Annotated in this window: 18 protein-coding genes, 1 tRNA gene and 1 pseudogene; 10 read left to right on the top strand and 10 right to left on the bottom strand. The window is 69.7% G+C overall.

The genetic code is table 11. The features are described 5' to 3' along the window. Positions 1-71: 71 nt before the first annotated feature. From D457_RS0129245 to D457_RS0129270, 6 genes are all read right to left on the bottom strand, one after another. A complete protein-coding gene (locus D457_RS0129245; RefSeq protein ID WP_017584217.1) occupies positions 72-1571 on the bottom strand; it encodes a serine/threonine-protein kinase in 1500 nt (499 codons plus the stop codon). Further along, positions 1571-3037 carry a peptidoglycan D,D-transpeptidase FtsI family protein gene (locus D457_RS0129250; protein ID WP_017584218.1) on the bottom strand — a complete coding sequence of 489 codons (1467 nt, stop codon included), beginning with the start codon at positions 3035-3037 and terminating at the stop codon, positions 1571-1573. Before D457_RS0129250 ends, D457_RS0129245 begins: the two co-directional genes overlap by 1 nt. After that, positions 3034-4440 (bottom strand): FtsW/RodA/SpoVE family cell cycle protein, encoded by a 1407-nt coding sequence (locus tag D457_RS0129255; protein ID WP_017584219.1) that lies wholly within the window; start codon positions 4438-4440, stop codon positions 3034-3036. Before D457_RS0129255 ends, D457_RS0129250 begins: the two co-directional genes overlap by 4 nt. Positions 4441-4444: 4 nt before the next feature. Further along, positions 4445-5830, bottom strand: coding sequence for a Stp1/IreP family PP2C-type Ser/Thr phosphatase (locus D457_RS0129260; protein WP_017584220.1), 1386 nt, complete (start codon positions 5828-5830; stop codon positions 4445-4447). Next, positions 5827-6327, bottom strand: a complete 501-nt coding sequence (locus D457_RS0129265; RefSeq protein WP_193374552.1) for an FHA domain-containing protein FhaB/FipA — start codon at positions 6325-6327, stop codon at positions 5827-5829. Before D457_RS0129265 ends, D457_RS0129260 begins: the two co-directional genes overlap by 4 nt. A 293-nt stretch (positions 6328-6620) precedes the next feature. Continuing rightward, positions 6621-7385, bottom strand: a complete 765-nt coding sequence (locus D457_RS0129270) for an FhaA domain-containing protein (protein ID WP_425572587.1) — start codon at positions 7383-7385, stop codon at positions 6621-6623. 230 nt (positions 7386-7615) lie between these two features. On the opposite strand from D457_RS0129270, the gene D457_RS0129275 reads away from it, so the two are divergent. Beyond that, positions 7616-7698 (top strand) — tRNA-Leu (locus D457_RS0129275). 510 nt (positions 7699-8208) lie between these two features. Here the strand turns inward: D457_RS0129275 and D457_RS37865 are convergent. After that, positions 8209-8382, bottom strand: a pseudogene (locus D457_RS37865) (Gfo/Idh/MocA family protein); the annotation flags it as partial. Between D457_RS37865 and D457_RS36705 the strand changes: the two are divergent. Further along, positions 8330-8491, top strand: coding sequence for a hypothetical protein (locus D457_RS36705; protein ID WP_193374553.1), 162 nt, complete (start codon positions 8330-8332; stop codon positions 8489-8491). The pseudogene D457_RS37865 and the gene D457_RS36705 sit on opposite strands and share 53 nt — an antisense overlap. A gap of 96 nt (positions 8492-8587) precedes the next feature. On the opposite strand, the gene D457_RS0129285 is transcribed toward D457_RS36705, so the two are convergent. Beyond that, entirely contained in the window at positions 8588-11071 is a 2484-nt protein-coding gene (locus tag D457_RS0129285) for a beta-xylosidase/alpha-l-arabinosidase (protein WP_017584224.1), read from the bottom strand. 308 nt (positions 11072-11379) lie between these two features. Here D457_RS0129285 and D457_RS0129290 point away from each other — a divergent pair, with 308 nt between their 5' ends. Continuing rightward, entirely contained in the window at positions 11380-11991 is a 612-nt protein-coding gene (locus D457_RS0129290; protein WP_017584225.1) for a TenA family protein, read from the top strand. A gap of 106 nt (positions 11992-12097) precedes the next feature. Here D457_RS0129290 and D457_RS0129295 read toward each other — a convergent pair whose 3' ends face one another. Then, on the bottom strand, positions 12098-12601 hold the full coding sequence (locus tag D457_RS0129295) for an SSI family serine proteinase inhibitor (protein ID WP_017584226.1): 504 nt from the start codon (positions 12599-12601) through the stop codon (positions 12098-12100). 82 nt (positions 12602-12683) lie between these two features. Between D457_RS0129295 and D457_RS0129300 the strand changes: the two genes are divergently transcribed. The 7 genes from D457_RS0129300 (at position 12684) to pheA (ending at position 18920) form a co-directional block, all read left to right on the top strand. After that, entirely contained in the window at positions 12684-13016 is a 333-nt protein-coding gene (locus D457_RS0129300; protein ID WP_017584227.1) for a rhodanese-like domain-containing protein, read from the top strand. Positions 13017-13124: 108 nt separating this feature from the next. Then, entirely contained in the window at positions 13125-15050 is a 1926-nt protein-coding gene (locus D457_RS0129305) for a sensor histidine kinase (protein ID WP_017584228.1), read from the top strand. A gap of 227 nt (positions 15051-15277) precedes the next feature. Then, positions 15278-15892, top strand: a complete 615-nt coding sequence (locus tag D457_RS0129310; protein WP_017584229.1) for an ATP-binding protein — start codon at positions 15278-15280, stop codon at positions 15890-15892. Between the two features lie 154 nt (positions 15893-16046). Further along, positions 16047-16403: an STAS domain-containing protein gene (locus D457_RS0129315; RefSeq protein WP_193374554.1), complete on the top strand. Its 357-nt coding sequence runs from the start codon at positions 16047-16049 to the stop codon at positions 16401-16403. 56 nt (positions 16404-16459) lie between these two features. Further along, entirely contained in the window at positions 16460-17248 is a 789-nt protein-coding gene (locus D457_RS0129320) for a glycosyltransferase (protein WP_017584231.1), read from the top strand. A gap of 42 nt (positions 17249-17290) precedes the next feature. Further along, complete coding sequence (locus tag D457_RS0129325; RefSeq protein ID WP_017584232.1) at positions 17291-17935, top strand: DUF4446 family protein; 645 nt, start codon at positions 17291-17293, stop codon at positions 17933-17935. Between the two features lie 37 nt (positions 17936-17972). Then, positions 17973-18920, top strand: coding sequence for a prephenate dehydratase (gene pheA / locus D457_RS0129330; RefSeq protein WP_017584233.1), 948 nt, complete (start codon positions 17973-17975; stop codon positions 18918-18920). Positions 18921-18976: 56 nt separating this feature from the next. Here the strand turns inward: pheA and D457_RS0129335 are convergent, their stop codons facing one another. After that, entirely contained in the window at positions 18977-19159 is a 183-nt protein-coding gene (locus D457_RS0129335) for a hypothetical protein (protein WP_017584234.1), read from the bottom strand. Positions 19160-19216: the final 57 nt, after the last annotated feature.

Genomic DNA, 19216 nt, shown 5'->3' on the forward strand with positions numbered 1-19216 from the left:
TAATCCTCGTGTCTTCCGGAAGCCGCCCGCGGGCCGCCGCCTACCCTGATCGTCTCTCGCTCATGAACTGGTCACGCATCGCCCGGCCACGGAATGTTCCTTCCGTCCCCGTCGCCGCCGCCGCCGTCGCCGCCACCGTTGTCACCACCGTTGTCCCCGGGGTCCGGTTCCCCGGGGTCCCCGTCACCGGGATCCGGGTCCTCGGTGCCGTCGCCCTCGTCGTGCTCCGGATCCGTGGCTTCCTCGTCACCCTCGCCGTGATCAAGGTCCTCCGTCGGTTCCCATGAGTCGGGCTCGGGGGTCCACTGGGGGGTGTCCTCGATGTAGACCGGCTCCTCGGAGGGCTCTTCCTCCTCCGGCTCCTCGGTGGGAGTGGGCGAGGGGGAGACCTCCGAAGCCGGGGGCTCCGTGCTCTTGTTGACGGTCTCGCCGCTGCCCAAATCGCCGAAGACGAACCCGGCCACGGCCGCGGCGACGATCAGGACCGTCGCGGCCACCGCGGCCAGGACGACGGGTGCCTTCACTCGGCGCCCAGACCCCGAATCCTCGGCCAGCCTAGCCGAATCACCGTCCTGAGCAGGGGAGACAGCGGGCTGGCCGGCGGTTCGTCGTGCCGTTCCGGACGCCCCGCTGCGCGGACCGCTGTCCGGGACCGCACCGACCACCATCGTCTGCGCCATGCCGTTGAATCCGGTGGACGGGGTCGGCGGGCCGGTGCCCGCGTTGGAACGGATCACCGCCGCCAGGTGCGCGACCTCGCCGGCCGAGGACGGACGGTCCTCCGGGTCCTTCTGCAGCAGCGAGAAGACCAGGTTGTCGATCTCGGCGGGGACGTGCTCGGGGAGCTCGGGCGGATCGTCACGGGTGTGCGCCAGCGCCAGCGCCACGGGACTGTCCCCGGTGAACGGCGGCGTCCCGGCCAGACACTCGTAGGCCACCACACCGAGCGCGTACAGGTCGGAGGCGCCGCTCGCGGGCCGCCCCGACGCCTGCTCGGGTGAGATGTACTGGGCGGTGCCCATGACCATGCCGGTCTGGGTCAGGGTGACCGACGTGTCGCCCCGCGCGATACCGAAGTCGGTCAGCTTGAGCTGGCCGTCCTCGGTGACCAGCAGGTTGCCGGGCTTGATGTCGCGGTGCACCACACCGCGGGCATGCGCCGCGGCGAGCGCCTTGGCCGCCTGGCACACGAAGTCGAGGGTCTGGTCAGCGCTCAGGTGGCCCTGTTCGCGCAGTACCTGGGAGAGGGGTTCGCTGACCACCAGCTCCATGATCAGGTATGCGCGGCCGTCCTCCTCGCCGTAGTCGTAGACCTGGGCGATGCCCGGGTGGGACAGGCCGGCGGTGATTCTGCCCTCGGTCCGGAACCGCTCTCGTGCCGTCGGCTCGGCCATCTGGGCCGGGTGGAGCAGTTTGACCGCCACGGAGCGGTTGAGCAGTGTGTCGGTCGCCCGCCACACGGTGCCCATCCCGCCGGAGCCGATCTGCTCCTCGAGGCGGTAACGGTTGCTCAGAACGGCCCCGGCCAGTCCACCGGGGCCGTTCTGTGAAGACGGCTCGTAGGCGCTCACTACAGGACCACTGCCTCCATCATCTGGCGGGCGATCGGCGCGGCCAGGGAGCCACCGCTGCCACCGCCGTGCTCGATCACCACCGCGACCGCGATCTGCGGGTCGTCGGCGGGGGCGAAACCGATGAACCAGTTGTGGGTTCCGAGGCTGCCACCGGTCTCGGCGGTACCGGTCTTGCCCGCGACGTCCATGCCGTCGATGGCGGCGTTGGTGCCGGACCCGCCCGGGCCGGTCACCAGGACCATCATGTCCGTGAGCGTCGCCGCGGTGCTGGCGCTCGTGGCCTGGCTGTACACCTCAGGGCTGGTCTGGGTGACCACCGAGCGGTCGCTGTCCCGGACCGAGTCCACCAGGTAGGGGTGCATGACCTCACCCGAGTTGGCCACACCGGCGGCGACCATGGCCATCTGGAGCGGTGTCGACTCCACGTTGGACTGGCCGATGCCGGCGCGGCCCAGGATGCTGTCGTCGGCCTCCACCGGGGACCGGCTCGGGATCACGTTCAGCGGGATGTTGAGATCCGACTCCTCGCCCTCCGGGGTGAACCCGAAGGCGTAGGACTGCTGGGCCAGGGCGTCCCCGCCCATCTCGATCGCCCAGTTGGCGAACGAGGTGTTGCAGGAGATCTTGACCGAGTTGGCCAGGGTGTCGGGGGCGCCGCCGTTGCAGGTGCCGCCCGGGGTCGCGTTGGGCAGCGCCGGGCCGCTGGCGAACTGCAGGGTGTCGGGCGCGTCCATCGTGCTGTCCGGACCGGCGTCCAGGTGCTCGATGGCGGCCGCGGCAGTCACGATCTTGAACGTCGAACCCGGCGCGTACCGCTCGCGCAGCGCGCGGTTGAGCAGCGGCTGGTCCGGGTCGTTCTCGAGCTCGACGTAGTTAGCGTTGGCCTGCTCGCCATCGGTGATGCTCACGACGTCGTTGGCGTCGTAGGACGGATAGGAAACCGAACCGAGGACCGCGCCGGTGCTGGGTTCGATGGCCACCGCGGCGCCCTTGAAGCCCTGCTCCTGGAAAGCGTTGAACCCGGCCTCCTGCACGGCCGGAACGATAGTCAGCTCGACCCGAGCGCCCTCGGGCTCGCGGCCCGTGATGACGTCGCGGAAGTTGCGCACGGCGAGCCGGTCGTCGCTGCCGTCCAGCAGCGAGTTCTCGGTGGACTCGATCCCGGAGGCGCCGAAGCTGCGGAAGGCGCCGACGATCGGGGTGTACATGGCGCCGCCGGCGTACTCCCGCTGGAAGCGGGCCGGGTCGTCGCCCTCGGAGATGTCCGTGGAGAAGGCGACGTTGTCCTCACCGATGACGATCGGGCCGCGCTGCTCAGTGAGCCGCTCGGTGTACTGGCGCCGGTTCAGCTGATCGTCGCGGATCGCCTCCGCCTGGAACCCCTGGATCCAGGTGAGCTGGAGCATCAGGGCGCCGAACAGGATCATCGAGAAGACGCTGAGGCGTCGGATGGGTGTGTTCATCGTCGGATCACCTGGGTGGCCCCCTCGTCCTGGATGGCCTGCGGGGCGGGACGCCGCGCGTTGTCGCTCATCCGGAGCAACAGGCCGATCATCAGCCAGCTGGCCATCAGGGCGGAACCGCCCGCGGCAAGGAAGGGCGTCGTCATACCGGTCAGCGGGATGATCCTGGTCAGGCCGCCGAGCACCACGAACACCTGGAAGCACATGACGAAGGCCAGGCCGCTCGCCAGCATCTTGATGAACAGCTCACGGGAGGCCAGCGCGATGCGCATGCCCCGCTCCACCAGGATGAAGACGACGAGCAGGATCGCCATCACTCCGGTCAGCCCCAGGTCCTCGGCCAGGGAGGCGAGGATGAAGTCGCTGTCCGCGGCGAAGATGTGGTGCGCCTGGCCGCCGCCCATGCCGGTGCCGAAGATACCGCCGTAGGCCATGCCTATCTGGCCCTGCACCAGCTGCGCGCTACCGCCCAGCCGGTCGTAGACGTCGGGGTCGTAGGCGTGGAACCAGATGTCCACGCGCTGGCGGAAGTGCCAGAAGAGCCGGAAGGCGACCGTGGCGGCGGCCAGGAACAGCGTCACGCCGATGATCACCCAGGACGAGCGCTGCGTGGCGACGTACAGCATCGCCAGGAAGGTGCCGAACAGCAGCAGTGAGGTACCGAGGTCCTTGGTGATGACCAACAGGCCGATCGCGGCGACCCAGCCGACGACCATCGGCATGAAGTCTCGGGCCCTCGGCAGGTCCAGGATCTTGAACCGGCCGATCTTCACCTGCCTGGCCGCCAACGACAGCACCTGCCGTTTGGTGACCAGATACGACGACAGGAAGACGACCAGCGCGATCTTGGCGAACTCCGACGGCTGCACCGTAAAACCGCCGAAACCGATCCAGCGGCGGGCGCCGAACTCGGAGATGCCCAGCCCGGGGACCATCGGCAGCGCGATGAGGACCAGCGCCGCCAGGGCGCTGATGTAGGTGTAGCGCTGCAGCACCCGCGGTTCCTTGAGGAAGAACAGCAGGGCGATGCACATGACCATGCCGACCGCGGTCCAGATCAGCTGCATACCGACACCGGCGTGCTCGATGTCGCCGGAGTCAGCGGCGTCCAGCCGCCAGATCATCGCGACGCCGATGCCGTTCAGGAACAGCGCGCAGGGCAGGATCAGGGGGTCGGCGTAGGGCGCGATGAAACGCAGCGCCACGTGTGTGGCCAGCGCCATCGCGCCGAAAATCAGACCGTAGCCCCACATGGCGCCGGGGACCTGGCCGTTGAGGTTCAGCCCCGAGATCATCATCGCGCCCATGGTGATGACGACGGTGACCCCGATCAGGACCAGCTCCGCGTTACGGCGCTGGACCGGGGGTAGCGCTGTGGGTGCCTCCGGGGCTGTGGTGCTCACAGGGTCACCCCGATTCCTCGGCATCGTCGTCGGCGTTCGCGGCGGTCTCGCCCGAGGCCTCCTCGAGCTCACCGACGACGCGGGCCGCGTCGGCCTCGTCCTCCACCGTGATGGTGTTCTGCAGCAGGTCCCGGTCGGCCTGGGTGAGCGAATCCACCTGGATGTCGGTGCTCTCGATCTCCTCGGACAGGTCCATGCTTCCGATGCTGGTGTCGATGCCCTGGTAGACGCTGACCGTCTGACCGTCCGGGGACAGTCCCACGTAGTACTGGCTCTCCACGTACTGGCGGCCGAAGTAGTAACCGCCGCCCGCGACCAGACCCACCACCACGAGGAAGACCAGGATGATCGGCCACCAGCCGCGCCTGCGGTACTCGGGCTCGGCCGAGTGACCGCGCGCAGGCGGGGCGTCGTAGTCGTCGTGGGTGCCGTACGGCTGCTCCTCGTAGGGGGCGTCGTAGGCGGCGTCCCCCGGGCCCGAGTGGTCCTGCCGGCCCGGGATGTCGGCCGGGATCGGGTCCATCTCGGCGGTGTCGCCGCCGTTGCCGCGCAGCTCCTGGGCTCGTCTGGCCGGGCTGGTCTCGTTCGGCCCCGTCGACTCGTCCCGCTGGTCCGCGGCGCCCACCGTCTGGGAGGACGGAGTGGGGCCCTCAGCGTCGGTGTCCGTCTCGATGACGTCCGCGATGACCGCGGTGATGTTGTCCGGACCGCCGCCGCGGATGGCCAGCTCGATGAGCTTCTTGGCGGCCGTCCGCGGGTCGGTCACGGTCGCGAGGGTCTCGTGGATGGTCTTCTTGCTGACCACACCGGACAACCCGTCCGAGCAGAGCAGGTAGCGGTCGCCGACCTTCGCCTTGCTGATGGAGATGTCCGGGTCGACCGGGGTCTTGCCGTCCAGCGCACGCAGGATCAGGGACCGCTGCGGGTGGGTGGCGACCTCCTCCTCGGTGATCTTGCCCTCGTCCACGAGGGTCTGCACCAGGGTGTGGTCGTGGGTGATCTGCTCGAAGCGCGGACCGCGCAGCAGGTAGGCGCGCGAGTCGCCGATATGGATCAGGGCGACCTGGGAACCCGACCACAGCATGGCGGTCAGGGTGGTGCCCATGTTCTCCAGCTGGGGTTCCTGACGGATGCGGACGGCCAGGGACTCGTTGGCTCGCTCGACGGCCCGCTGGAGGACCTCGGCCATCTCCTCGGCCCTGGGGTTGTCCTTGGTGTCGAGCTGGCGGATGGACGAGATGGCGATGGAGCTGGCCACCTCACCGCCCGCGTAACCGCCCATACCGTCGGCTACCGCGAGGAGGTGTTGGCCGGCGTAGCCGGAATCTTCGTTGCCTTCGCGGAGGCATCCTACGTCGGAGTACGCCGCGTATCGGAGAGCGATTGTCATTTGCGCAGTTCCAGGACGGTTTTGCCGATACGGATGGGCTGACCCACCGTGATGGGCTGGGGGCGGTTCAGCTTCTGCTGGCCGAGGTAGGTGCCATTGGTGGAGTTCAGGTCCTCGACGAACCAGCGGCCGTTGTCGGAGTAGACGCGCGCGTGGCGGCCCGACGCGTAGTCATCGGTGATGACCAGGGTCGAGTCGGGGGCGCGTCCGATGAGGATGGGCTGGGAGGCCAGATCGACCGTGGTCCCTGACAGCGGGCCCTGAGTAACGGCCAGGACCGTGGGATCGTTGCGGCGCTGGCGCTGCGGCCGGGGCTGCTGTGCCGACGACGGAGCACGGCGCGGGGCCGGACGCGCCGAGGGGCGGGGCTTCTTCTTGGCCTTCTTCTTCGACTGACCGAAGAGGTCCGTGCGAATGACGCCGACCGCCATGAGGACGAACAGCCAAAGCACCGCGAGGTACGCGATCTTGATCAATATGAGGGTCAAGTTGGACATCGAACTGCTCTTCAGCCCCTGTCGTGCTTCGGCCGGGGTGGCGGTCATCGGCGCCGCCACCGTGTCTGCCCCACCTTCGAGTCGGTGAGTCTAGGTCGCTGGTCCGCGGTCCAGCCGGCCGCGGCCATTCTGCCCGATCGGTCAGGTCTTGCGGAGACTACCCTCCCGGCCGGATATCCGACACGGGCCCACTATCGGTCCTGACCCGGACGTCGACCTTTCAGACGCCGGATCCGGGCCGTTGGTTGCGGTCCGGTTGGCCCGGATCGTCCAACTGGTCGGACTTTTGAGGTTCAGTCGCGGCGGAAGGTCATCGTGGTACGACCCAGGCTGATCCTGGTCCCGTCCACCAACCTCGCCTGCCGGACCTGCTGGCCATTGACGAAGGTCCCGTTCGTGGACCCCTTGTCCTCCAGGATGACCTCGTCGCCGTCTACTCGGATCTCCACGTGATGACGCGAGACACCGTTGTCGACCAGACGCAGGTCACAGTCGGTACCACGGCCCAGCAGAGTGACCGGTGTGGTCAGCTCGAAGGACTGCTGCATGCCCTGACTGGCGATGTTGCCCTCAGCGGTCGCGCCACCGGGTGAGATGAGCAGACGGGGACGGCCGGTCTGGCGCTGCCCTCCGCCCGGACCCGGGTCACCGACCGGCTGGCGGACCTCGCCGTCCTTGACCATCGTTCCGCGGACCACACCCGAACGGATCCGAAAACGGCCCGTCTTCAGGCCGTCGTCCGACCTGAACTGGACCCGCACCGGACCCACGAACGAATAACCCTGCTCGGTCGCGTAGTCACGGGCCAGCTTGGACAGCTCCTGACCGAGGCTGTCCGCGTAGACCTCAAGGCGCTCCTTGTCGCTGGCCGAGAGCTCGACGATGAAATCGTTCGGGACCAACGTGCGTCCCTGGGCCACGATCGCTGCCCGCTCGTCCATTTCCCGCTGGACCGCGCTCGCGACCTCGACCGGCTGGAGCTCCGACTTGAAGGCCATCGCGAAGGTGCCTTCGATCATGCCCTCGAGCCTGCGCTCGAAGCGTTGGAGCACTCCCACGAGGTACCTCCCTTTTGTACTCCACTCCGTATGTGTAGACGATCGTAACCGGGCCCAGGTGCCCCTGGTTTCAGGCGCACCCCCGTGAAGGCCCTCCCGAGGCCCGGAACAGGGGCCAGCACAAACGGTGTGCAACCCACCTCCAAGCCGTGCTAGCCTTATTCATGTCGCCAGGGGGAACAGGCAAAAAGCCCGAACCGCCTGGCAAAACAACTGAATGCATGTCACTCGGGCGGGTGGCGGAACGGTAGACGCGCACGGTTCAGGTCCGTGTGTCCGAAAGGATGTGAGGGTTCAAATCCCTCCTCGCCCACTCAACTCTAAGACGACCCTGGTCGCAAGCTAGCGCTTGCTCCCAGGGTCGTCTTCGTCGTGCCCTTTGGGGGGACGACCCCCCAAACCCCCCGGTGTGCCGCTCGGCCTACGGCCGTCGCGCTTCGCGGCCCGTTGTGGCTGAGCTGGTCTTTTGGCACCTGCTGGCTCCTTGGCGGGGGTTGCTTGAACTACGGGCCTGCGGCCTTCGAAGCCCCCTCTCGACCCTGGACGGCCCCCGGTGCGCTGCTCGGCCTGCGGTCGTCGCGCTTCGCGGTCCCGTGCGGCAGGGACTCACCTTGATTGAGGCTGTTGGACCGCTCGCGGGGGTTTCGGCTTTCTGAGGTTCCTTGGGTGGGCGTGTTGAAACCAGGATCCTTACGGCCCCTGTCTGGGTGGTGGCCACGAAGTCGAGGGCTGAGCGGCCACCACCCGGCTTCTTCTTAGTTGGATTGTTAGGTGGGGCCGGTTGCGGCCAGGTTCTGTAGGCCCAGATCGGTGAGGGGTTCGGGGTCGGGCCGCCGCCCTCGGTCTTCCAGCGCCCGCGCCAGGGGAGGTCGAAGTACTCCTGCGGGCGGAACCACGTGGTGTGGCAGGTCGCCAGCAGGGGACGCCCCAGCACACCGGAGTCCATGAGCGCGCGCAGGCGCAGCGCCCCCGAACCGAAGCGGTGCTGGAAGACCGAGTGCGGCGCGCCCGGGTTCGGCGAGCAGGGCCTGGGCGTGGAACCGGGCGATGTTCCCGGTACCGACGATCGCCACGCGCAGTGGTTCGGGGAGAGGGGACGGGGCTGATGCGGGGACCGGGGCGGGGTCCGACGACGGAGAGCTCATGACGGGGCTTCCTCGGGGTTCGGGACAGGGGGGTGCGGGGTGGTGGGCCGGGCACGGTCACCTCCGGGGCGACCGGGGCAAGGGATCGGCGGGAGCCCCGGAGCCGAGCTGGATGTCGCAGGTGAGTCTGCGGGTGTGGTCCACGGGACGGACAGGGCCGGTGAGCAGCACGGGGAAGGGGAGTCCGGGGTCCGCGCTGGAGGCGGCCAAGGTGAGGACGAGCTCGCCGGGTTCGACGATCCGCTGCCCGGCGGGACCGGTGTAGGACGCCAGGTCGGCGTGGACGGTGAAGCGCACGGTGCGCGCACAGCCGGGTTCGAGGGGCACGCGCGTGTAGCCGATGAGGCGGCGGACCGGCTGGGCCGCCTGGGCGACCGGGTCGGACAGGTAGAGCTGGACGACCTCGGTGCCTGTGATGGCCCCGGTGTTGCGGACGGTGCACTCGACCGTCACTGAGCCGTCGGTGGTGGTCGGGGCCGGTTGGCCGGGGTCGGGGGGAGTGTCGTCGATCCGGGGGTTCTCCCAGCCGAAGCTCGTGTAGGACAGGCCGTGGCCGAAGGCGTGCCGGGCGGTCGGGTCCACCGAGCTGACCTGGTTGCGGTGGGCCAGGGGCGGGCCCAGATAGGTGGCGGGCTGGCCGCCGGGGTCGCGGGGGACGGACACGGGCAGGCGGCCGCTGGGGTTCACCCGTCCGGAGAGCACACCGGCCAGGGCGCTCCCGCCCTCTTCGCCGGGGAAGAAGGCCTGCACGGAGGCGGCCAGCCGGTCGGCGGCCGTGCCCAGCGCGTAGGGACGCCCGGAGACGAGTACGGTCACCACGGGTGTGCCGGTCGCCACCAGTTCTTCCAGGAATTGTTGTTGGACCCCGGGCAGGGTGAGGCCGGTGGCGTCGCAGCCCTCGCCGGTGGTGCCCCGGCCGAAGAGGTCGGAGCGGTCGCCGAGCACCGCCACGCACACGTCGGCTGCGCGGGCCGAGGTCAGGGCTTCGGCGAACCCTTCGGTGCTCTCGCCGTCCACCGAACAGCCTTCGGCGTGGTCGATGTGTGTCTTCGGCAGCTCCTCGGCCAGGGACTCCAGGAGGGTGGGGATCTCCACGCCCCGGGCCACGTCGGGGTGGTGGCGGCCGACGTGGGCGGGGAAGGAGTAGCAGCCGAGCGCGGCGTCGGCGGTGTCCGCGAGCGGACCGACCACGGCCATGGTCCTGGTTCGGGTGAGGGGCAGCAGCCCGGCGGGGTTGTCCAGCAGGACCACGGACTCCTCGGCCAGGCGCCGGGCGAGGGCGCGGTGCTCGGGCGGGTCCAGGTCGAGGACGCGGTGCTCCGCCGGGTCCGCGTCGAGGGCTCTGCTGTTAACGGAGACACCGCCGTTGTCGGAGACCTGTACGGTGGCGGGGCCTTCAGGGGACCAGTCCGGGTCGAGCATGCCGAGCGCGCACTTCTGCCGCAGGACGCGCCGGGCCGCCCGGTCCACCAGTTCCTCGGGGACCCGGCCGGCGCGGACCCCGGCGACCAGCCGGTCCCCGTAACAGGCCACGGTCGGCAGTTCCACGTCCACGCCCGAGGCCAGGGCCAGCGCCCCGGCCCGGGAGGGGGACTCGGCCACCCCGTGCAGGGTGTGCAGGAAGGAGACCCCGAAGTAGTCGGCGACGACGGTCCCCTCGAAGCCCCACGTGTCCCGCAGCAGGCGGGTGAGCAGGCCGTGGTCGGCCGCGGCGGGGAGGCCGTCGTTGTCGTTGTAGGCGTGCATCACCGAACCGGCGCGGCCCTCGCGCAGGGCCATCTCGAACGGAGGAAGCAGGACGTCGGCGAACTCGCGCGGGCCGACGGAGACCGGGGCGAGGTTGCGTCCGGCGCGGGAGGCCGAGTGCCCGGCGAAGTGCTTGAGGGTGGCCACGATCCCGGAGGACTGCAGGCCGCGGACGTAGGCGGTGCCCACGGTGGCGACCAGGTGGGGGTCCTCGCCGATGGTCTCCTCGGTACGGCCCCAGCGGAGGTCCCGGGCGACGTCCAGGACCGGGGCGAGCCCTTGGTGGACGCCCACGTCGCGCATACTCCGCCCGATCTGCGCGGCCATCCGCTCGACCAGGTCAGGGTCGAAGCTCGCGCCCCAGGCGAGGGGGACGGGGTAGACCGTGGCGGTCCAAGCGGCGAAGCCGGTCAGGCATTCCTCGTGGGCCAGGGCCGGGATCGCGAAGCGGTTGGCCGCCATGATCTCCCGTTGGCTTCGGGCCAGGGAGGCGCGCCCGGCGGCGGGGTCGACCGGGACCGTGCCGAAGGGGCGGGTGAGCTGGCCCAACCCCTGGGCGATGGCCTCCTCCCACACGGGCAGTTCCTGGGACAGGTCGTGCTGGTGGGGTGCGACGGGGGCGCCGGAGGTGTCCGCGCTCACCCACAGCCCGTGCAGCTGGGCGGTCTTCTCCTCCAGGGTCATCGCGGCCAGGAGCAGCTCCACGCGTTGGTCGATCGGGGTGGAGGGGTCTCGCCAGCCGGGGGCCGCCGACGTCTGGTCCGCCGTGTTCGTGTCACCGGTGGATCGGGTCAAGGAATGCCTTCCTCGGGTGGGGGTCCGGGGCCGTCCAAGGGCATGGGGACGCACCGAAAGTTTCGTAAATTTTCGCGAAACTTATTGGCGGTGAATGTACGTCCGCGATACCGACAGGGTCAACCCACCTAGAGGCTCAAATCACATCGAATCCGTGCTGTTCCTGTTCAGCGGGGTCAGTGTTCTGGGAAATCGGGTTCCGAAATTTCCGGGAGTGTGGCGACCGAATCTTCGAGAAGTTTCGAAGGCAATGCTCTGGCAGGGACTCAGGGCTTGGGTCGAAACCACCCGGATGGGACACTCCGGGCGTGGGAATCATCGAGAGACTTCATGAGATCGGGCGGCCGCTGGTCGCCGAACAGCTCGCGCACCCGACGGTCGCCGGGATCGCCCGCGGCGACCTCGACGAGCGGGCCTTTCGCTACTGGCTGGAGCAGGACCACCTCTACCTGCTCGACTACGCCCGGGCCTTCTCCCGGCTGGCCTGGCAGGCGCCGGACGGACACCTGGCGGACCTGGTCGGGATCGCGCACAGCACCCTCACCGAGGAACTGGAACTGCACCGTTCCCTGTCCGGGGAGTTCGGCGCCGACCTGACCACCAAGGACAAGGGCCCCGCCTGCGAGGCGTACACGTCCTGGATCCTGGACGCGGCGGCCGACTACCGGGACGGGCTCGCCGCCGTCTACCCCTGCATGTGGGGCTACAACCAGCTGGGCATCGAGCTGTCCAGGACCCGGCCCGAGGAGCCGCGTTACCGCCGCTGGGTGGACACCTACGCCGACCCCGGCTTCACCGAGCTGACCGAGAAGTACGGGCGCATGCTGGAGGAGGCAGACCCCGACCCGGAGCGCGCCGAGCGCTTCTTCCTGGAGGGCATGCGCCACGAGGTCGCCTTCTGGGACACGCCCTACACGTAGGCCGCACGCAGGCCCCAGACAAAGGAGAGGAGGGGCGGACCGGGTGGTCCGCCCCTCCCTCGGGGGCCATCGGTTGTCAGGGGGATTCAGGGGTTATCGGGGGGCTTCAGGGGTTGAGTACCGTCTCGACCTGCTCGAAGCGGTCGATCTCGCAACCGTTGCGCTTGTTGAACTCGGTGTCGATCTCGGTGCCGTTCACGTGCCCGGTGACATGCGCGACCTCGGGGCCGCCCATCTGCATCGTGCACATCATGTCGCTGGTGTCCATGGTGAACGGCTCGGTCCCGGCCTCCTCGATCTCGGCGCAGGCCGCCTCGGGGTCGGGATGGTCACCGCCCACGGGGGCACAGGTCAGGGTCCATTCGCCTGGTTCGAACCCCTCCTCGGCGGTCAGGCCGTCCTCATCGGATACGGAGCGTTCGATGACCAGTTCCACCTCGGCGGAACCGTCCTCGGCGGCGGTGTCTTCGTTGGGGGCTTCGTTCTCGGTCTCGGGTGCCGGCGCGTTCACCTCGGTGGGCTCGTTGCCGCAGGCCGTGATAAGCAGGCCAAGAGCTGCGAGTGCGGCGAGGCGGGTCGGCAGGGCCGTTGCGAAGGTGTGCTTACGCATACCGTTTGGACGTGGAGCGCCCACCCGCGGTTCCACGGATTCTCACTTTTTTCGGACACGCCTGACACAGGGGGTCACCATCATGTTCGGTGGACAGGTCGCAGAGGTTCTCGTGAACGAGGTTCCCGAGGACGGATACCTTCTCGACGTCCGCGAGGACGACGAGTGGCGGGCGGGCCACGCGCCCGACGCCGTGCACATCCCGCTGGGCACGCTCGGCGAGCGCGCCGCGGAGGTGCCCAAGGACAAGAAGGTCTACGTCATCTGCCGGGCGGGCGGCCGCTCGGCCCAGGCCACCATGGCGCTGAACCAGGCGGGCTGGGACGCGGTGAACGTCGCGGGCGGCATGCAGGCCTGGGACCACGCGGCCCGGGACATGAAGGCGGAGGACGACGGCGAGCCCCGGGTCATCTGAGGTTTCGGTCGGCCCGTCCGACCGGTTCGGCTGGGGCGCGCGCGTCGAATTTGGTCGGATTGTGCGAAGCCCTGCCACTCGGGGCCCTTCGGGTGGCACTATGGCGACGTGAGTTCCGAGCGCGCGCCCCTCAGCGCCGAAGCCGTGCTGGCCTCTTCGGCTGACGCGGTGATCGGCATCGACGGCGAGCTCAGAGTCACCCTCTGGAACCCGGCAGCCGAGCGGATGTTTGGCTGGACCGCGGCCGAGGTGATCGGCGGCGGGCTGCCGATCATCCCCCGCGAGCTGCGGCCGGAGTACAGCGCGGTGCTCGAACAGGTGCGCGCCGGAACCCCGTTGACGATCTTCACCCGCCGCCTGCGCAAGGACGGCACCGCCGTCGACGTGCGGGTCAGCACCAGCTGCGTGCACGACGACCACGGGCGGCACGCCGGGTGGGCGCTCGTGCTCTATCCGAGCGAGAAGGAGGGGCAGGCGCAGACCTCCGCGATGGAGCGCGCCCGCCTGGTACGCCGGCTCACCGACGTGGTGGCTGACATCAACGCCGACCTCAGCCTCAAATCGGTCCTGGACCGCATCATTAGCAGCCTGACCGAGCTCACCGGAGCTGACGCGGGCGGATTCGTCCTGCTCAACGAGAACCGGGTGAAGCTGGTCAGCCTCACCCACCTGTCCGAGGAGCTGCACGGGGTCAGCGCGTCCCTGGAGTCCAGCCTGTTCGGCGAGCTCCTGCGCAGTGGCAAGTCCGTGCTGCTGGCCAACAGCGACACCCGTAGCCTGGAGGACCTGATCTGGGCCGACCTGCCCGGGCTGCACACCATCGCCCTGTGCGTGTCCAACGTGCGGGGCCGCCCCTACGGCGCGTTGTACGCGCTGTACAGCCAGCGCAAGGTGGGGCACGTCGAGCTGGAACTCCTGGAACTGCTCACCGCGCACGCCGGGGTGGCGATCGGCAACGCGATGGCCTACGAGGAGCTCAAGCTCCAGCGGCTCAGGGAGCAGGCGGTCGTCGACTCCAGCGCGGACGGGATCGCGGTGCTGGACTCCCACGGCAGGGTTCGCAAGTGGAACCGTTCGGCGGCGGAGCTCACCGGTTACTCGTTCGAGATGATGGAGGGGCGGCACCCGCCGTTCCCGATCCCCGACGCGCACGGCGAACCCGTCAAGCACCGCAACGAGGGCGGCCGGTGGCTGGAGATCCTCATGGCGCGGATCCCGGACACCGACGAGTGGGTGGTGGACTTCCGCGACATCTCCGCGCAGAAGGCGCTGGAGGAGGAGCGGGAGTTCTTCCTGGCCAGCACGGGGCACGAACTCCGGACCCCGGTCACGGTGATCCAGGGGTACGCGGCCCTGCTGTCCCGCAAGGGCGAGCGGCTGGGCCCGGAGGGGCGACAGGAGGCCAGCGAGATCATCCTGGATCGCGCCCGATCGCTCGCCGAGCTGGTGGAGCGGCTCCGGTTGGGGTCGGACGTGGCCAGCGGCGAGATGACTGTGGACCGGGTCCCCTTCGACCTCGTGGAGCTGCTCGGCCAGTCCGTCACCGCCTTCCGCCCGCTGGCCGAACTCCAGGACCTGACCCTGGACACCGACGGCACCCTCTGGACCGTCGGAGACCCGCTGGTCACCGGCATGGTCATCGACCAGCTGCTGGAGAACGCCCTGAAGTTCTCACCCAGCGGCGGGACGGTGCGGGTCAAGGTGGAGGAGGGCGAGGACACCGTCACCATCCACGTCGACGACGAGGGCATCGGCATCGACCCCGGCGACGAGGAGCGGATCTTCGAACGCTTTTTCCAGAGCGGCGAACGCGGCGACCGCCGGGGGTACAGCGGGCTGGGGATCGGCCTGTACATCGTGCGCCAGCTGGTGCGTGAACAGGGCGGTGAGGTGACCGCCCACCGTCTGGAGAACGGCACCCGGATGCGGGTCACACTGCCTCGGCACCGGGGCGAGGAGGGCGAACTCGGCGCCGTCGTGTCCGAAACACCTCAGGGGAGGGGCGGAACGGAGGTTTCGTCAGTAAAGGCGTAGAGCGGACACTGGGCGTCACGGGAAACAACAAAAACCTCATGGGCCCCAGAAGTCCTGTCACGTCGCGGATACGCGCGTCCGAAGCGCGGATCGTCCCGGCGGATTCACCTCCCGGCGGGTTTCCGCTGTGGGGGATCGGGGCATTTCCACCCCTGGTGGAATTCGCTGGCACACAACGGGCGGGTTCCGGGCTGACCGAGAAGTACGAACTCGCAGGGACGAAAGCTGTGTCAGGAGACAACGCCGCACGCGACAACGGGGACCTCCGGAACCCTCTGAAGGTCGAGCGAAGCGTCGTTCTTCCCTATGCCCCGGAAAGCGTCACCCTCGCCCGACAAGGGCTGTGTACCGACCTGCGCGCCCTGGACGTGTGCGCCGACCGGGTCGATGACGCCGCCCTCATCCTCAGTGAACTGGTCAGCAACGCCCTCAGACACGCGAGCCCCCTGCCCGACCACACCGTGGGTGTGTCCTGGCGGGTGGAGGTCGCCCCCGGCGCGGACCCGGCCGACAGCTGGCTGGAGATCTCGGTGCGCGACGGCGGTTCCAGCACCATGCCGCGGGTGTCGCGGCCCTCCCTGTCCGGCCTGGGCGGCCGCGGGCTGAGCATCGTGCAGATGCTGGCGGGCCGCTGGGGCACCGAGATGGACGCGACCACCACCACGGTGTGGGCGGTCCTGGAGGTCACCACCGAGGAGCACGGCGGCCTCGACCCGAACGACGCGGACACAGTGCACGCGGACGCGGTGGACACGGGTGCGTTGGATGCGGACGCGGCCGACATGGTCGAGCTCGAGCTGCGGATCGAGCGGGGCGAACCCGCCTGGAGCGGTCCGCTCTGAGTCGCCGCTGAGCAGCGCCGCTGTACCCCTTCGCCGCCTTTGCACCGGACCCCCGTCTCACGCCCTGGGATACTGGGCGGAGGAACGTGACCGATGTGGGGAAACGCCGCCAACGAGGTGGCCCGGCCTGGCCTTGGCCGCTACAGTCACGTCTGTGGAGTTGAAGATATCAAGCCGATCTCAAGATGACGTCGCAGTGGTAACCGTTGGCGGTGAGATCGATCTGTACACGGCACCCCAGTTGCGCAACGAGCTCGTCGAGTCCCTGGAGGCAGGGACACGGCGGCTGGTCATCGATATGTCCAGGGCGGAGTTCTGTGACTCGACCGGCATCAGCGTCCTGCTCTCCGCGATGAAGCGTTCCCGCGACCGCGGCGGCGACCTGGAACTCGTGGCGCCCAAACCGGCGGTCATGAAGGTCCTCCAGGTCACCGGCCTGGACGAGGTTTTCGTGATTCACCCCGACCTCGACGCGTTGCCGGTGGCCGCGGGGACCGGCACCGCGCAGTAGCGCCGGTGGCACGAGCGCGGCCGGCGCCGCGGGACCCGGGCAGTGCCGGGGTCGCCGTGGTCATCGCCGCCAAGAACGAGGCCGAACGGATTGGCACCACCGTCACCGCGGCGCGCACACTGCCCGGGGTCGACCTGGTCGTGGTGGTCGACGACGGTTCCACCGACCGGACGACGGCCCTGGCCCTGGAAGCCGGGGCCAGGGTGCTCAAGCACGGCCGTAACCGGGGCAAGGGCGCGGCCATGGAGTCCGGCGCCGACGGCGTGCGCCGGATCGAGGCGGCCGAGGGTGTCGCCCGCGCCCCGCGCCACCTGCTCTTCCTCGACGCCGACCTCGGGGTGACCGCCAAGGACGCGGCACCTCTGGTCGAGCCGGTGCTGGAGGGCGTGGCGGACATGACCGTCGCGCTGTTCCCGGCCACCCGGATGCGTCTGGGCGGGCACGGCTTCGTGGTCCGCCTGGCCCGGGAGGGTGTACGCAGGACGACCGGTTGGGAACCCGAGCAGCCGCTGAACGGCCAGCGCTGTCTGACCCGGGAGGCCTTCGAGGAGGCCCGTCCGCTCGCCCCCGGGTTCGGGGTGGAGACCGGGCTGACCATCGACGTCCTGCGCGGGGGCATGCGGGTGGTGGAGGTCGAGGTCCCCCTGGAGCACCGCGCGACCGGCACGGACCTGCGGGCCCAGCTGCACCGGGCGCACCAGTTCACGGACGTGGCGCGGGCCCTGGCCGCGCGGGAGCTGCGGCCGGTCTTGAGCCGGGCCTGGCAGGGAGTGGCGGGACGGACTCGCGGTACTGGTCATGAATTGACCAGAAAAATCGGGCACATTACTCGCAAAAATCGCTAAGAGCGACCCCATGGGTGCGATGTGTAGCGATACGCTCGCGCTGTGTTCACTACGATCATGGCTTCCATCGCTCTGCTCATCGGGCTGGGCGGGCTCGCCCTCGGCGTGTACGCGCTGTACCGGACCCGCGAGGTCCAGGGGGAGTACCGTGCCCTGGCCCAGCGCGCCCTCGCGGTCAACTCCTCGGGGGCCGACCCCCGGGCCGTCCGCGACGTGGCCGTGCTGCACTACGACGCCCTGGAGGAGATGTCGGGCGCCCGCTCCTTCTCCCTGGCCATGCTCAACGCCCACGGTGACGGGGTGGTCGTCACCTCCATCAACGGGCGCACCGAGACCCGTACCTACGCCAAGGCCGTCACCCGGGGCGAGGCCGACCACCTGCTCAGCCCCGAGGAGTACCGGGTGATCCGCTCGGCCCGCCTGGGCAACGGCATCGGCTTCGGGATGCCCGAACCCGCCGCCCCGGAACCGGCCCGCGCCGCGACCTCCGACCCCGCCCCGGATACGGATTCGGAAGCGCTGGTCACGGTGGTCCAGGGACCGGAGGGCGCCGAAGGTGAACCGGACAGCGCATCGGCCGAGGAGCGGGTCAGGGCAGCGGACGGTGATCGGGACAGCCAACCGGCCGAGGAACCGGTCAGCGTGGACAGCGGACCCCGGGCACCGAAACCCCGCCCCGAGAACTGACCGCCCCCGGCTGCCCCGGCCGTATAGCCTGAACAGCATGCCCAACCGTTACGCCTACCTCGGCCCCGAGGGCACCTTCACCGAAGCCGCCCTCCGCGACCTGCGTCCCGACGCCGACGACCGGTCCCGCGTCCCGTGCGACGGGGTGGTGGCTGTCTTCGACGCGGTCCGCGCCGGTGTCGTGGACGGCGGGGTCGTCCCGCTGGAGAACTCGGTCGAGGGCGGCGTCACCACCACCATCGCCGAACTCATCAAGGGCGAACCCCTGCTCATCACCGGTGAGACCGCGGTCCCGGTCGAGTTCGCGCTGTTCGCCCGGCCCGGCACCGTGCTCGAGGACGTCAAGCGGGTGGCCACCCACCCTCACGCCCTCGCCCAGTGCCGCGGCTGGCTCGCGCGCAACATCCCGGACGCGGACACCCACACCGTTTCCTCCACGGCCGCCGCCGCACGCGCCGTCTCGGAGCCGGGCGCACCCTACGACGCCGCCATCTGCGCGGTCATCGCGGGTGAGCGCTACGGGCTGCACGCCCTGGCCTCCGGCGTGGGCGACCGCTCCGACGCGGCCACCCGCTTCATCTACCTCTCCCGCGCCGGAACGCTTCCCGAACCCACCGGCGCCGACCGCACCTCCCTGGTCGCCTTCATCGCCGATGACCACCCCGGTGCGCTCATCGAGGTGCTCAACCAGTTCGCCGTCCGCGGGGTCAACCTCACCCGCCTGGAGTCCCGCCCCACCGGCGACGGCCTGGGCAGCTACTGCTTCTGCATCGACGCCGAGGGCCACGTCGCCGAGGCCCGCGTGGGCGAGGCGCTCATGGGCATCCGCCGTGTCTGCCGGGACGTGCGCTTCCTGGGCAGCTATCCGCGCGGCGGCCGCGCCACCGAGATCACCCCGCAGATGCGCCCGCGCTCCACCACCGACGCGGACTTCGCCGAGGCCGAGCTCTGGCTCGCCCGCATCCGCGCCGGCGCCATGGACTGAGAGGCACGGTGGGCTGAGAGAGACAATGGACTGACAGGCAATCGAACGTCGGGCCCTCAGGCGTCCGCGGGGGCCTCGGCTTCGGTCTGCTCCTCTTCGAAGAGCCACTCCTCCGCGGCGGCGCGGCGCAGCTCCAGGTACAGCGCCAGCCGCAGCGCGGTGTCCTCCGGGCGCGCGTCGTCGAGCGCCTCCAGCGCTTCGGCGAGTTCCTCCGTGGTCATCTCACCCAGCGGTTTCACGACTACTCCCCATGGTCGGTGTGCCGCCGGAAGCCCTCACTCCCCGGTCGGCCCTTC

Source organism: Nocardiopsis valliformis DSM 45023, from assembly GCF_000340985.1.
GTDB lineage: Bacteria > Actinomycetota > Actinomycetes > Streptosporangiales > Streptosporangiaceae > Nocardiopsis > Nocardiopsis exhalans.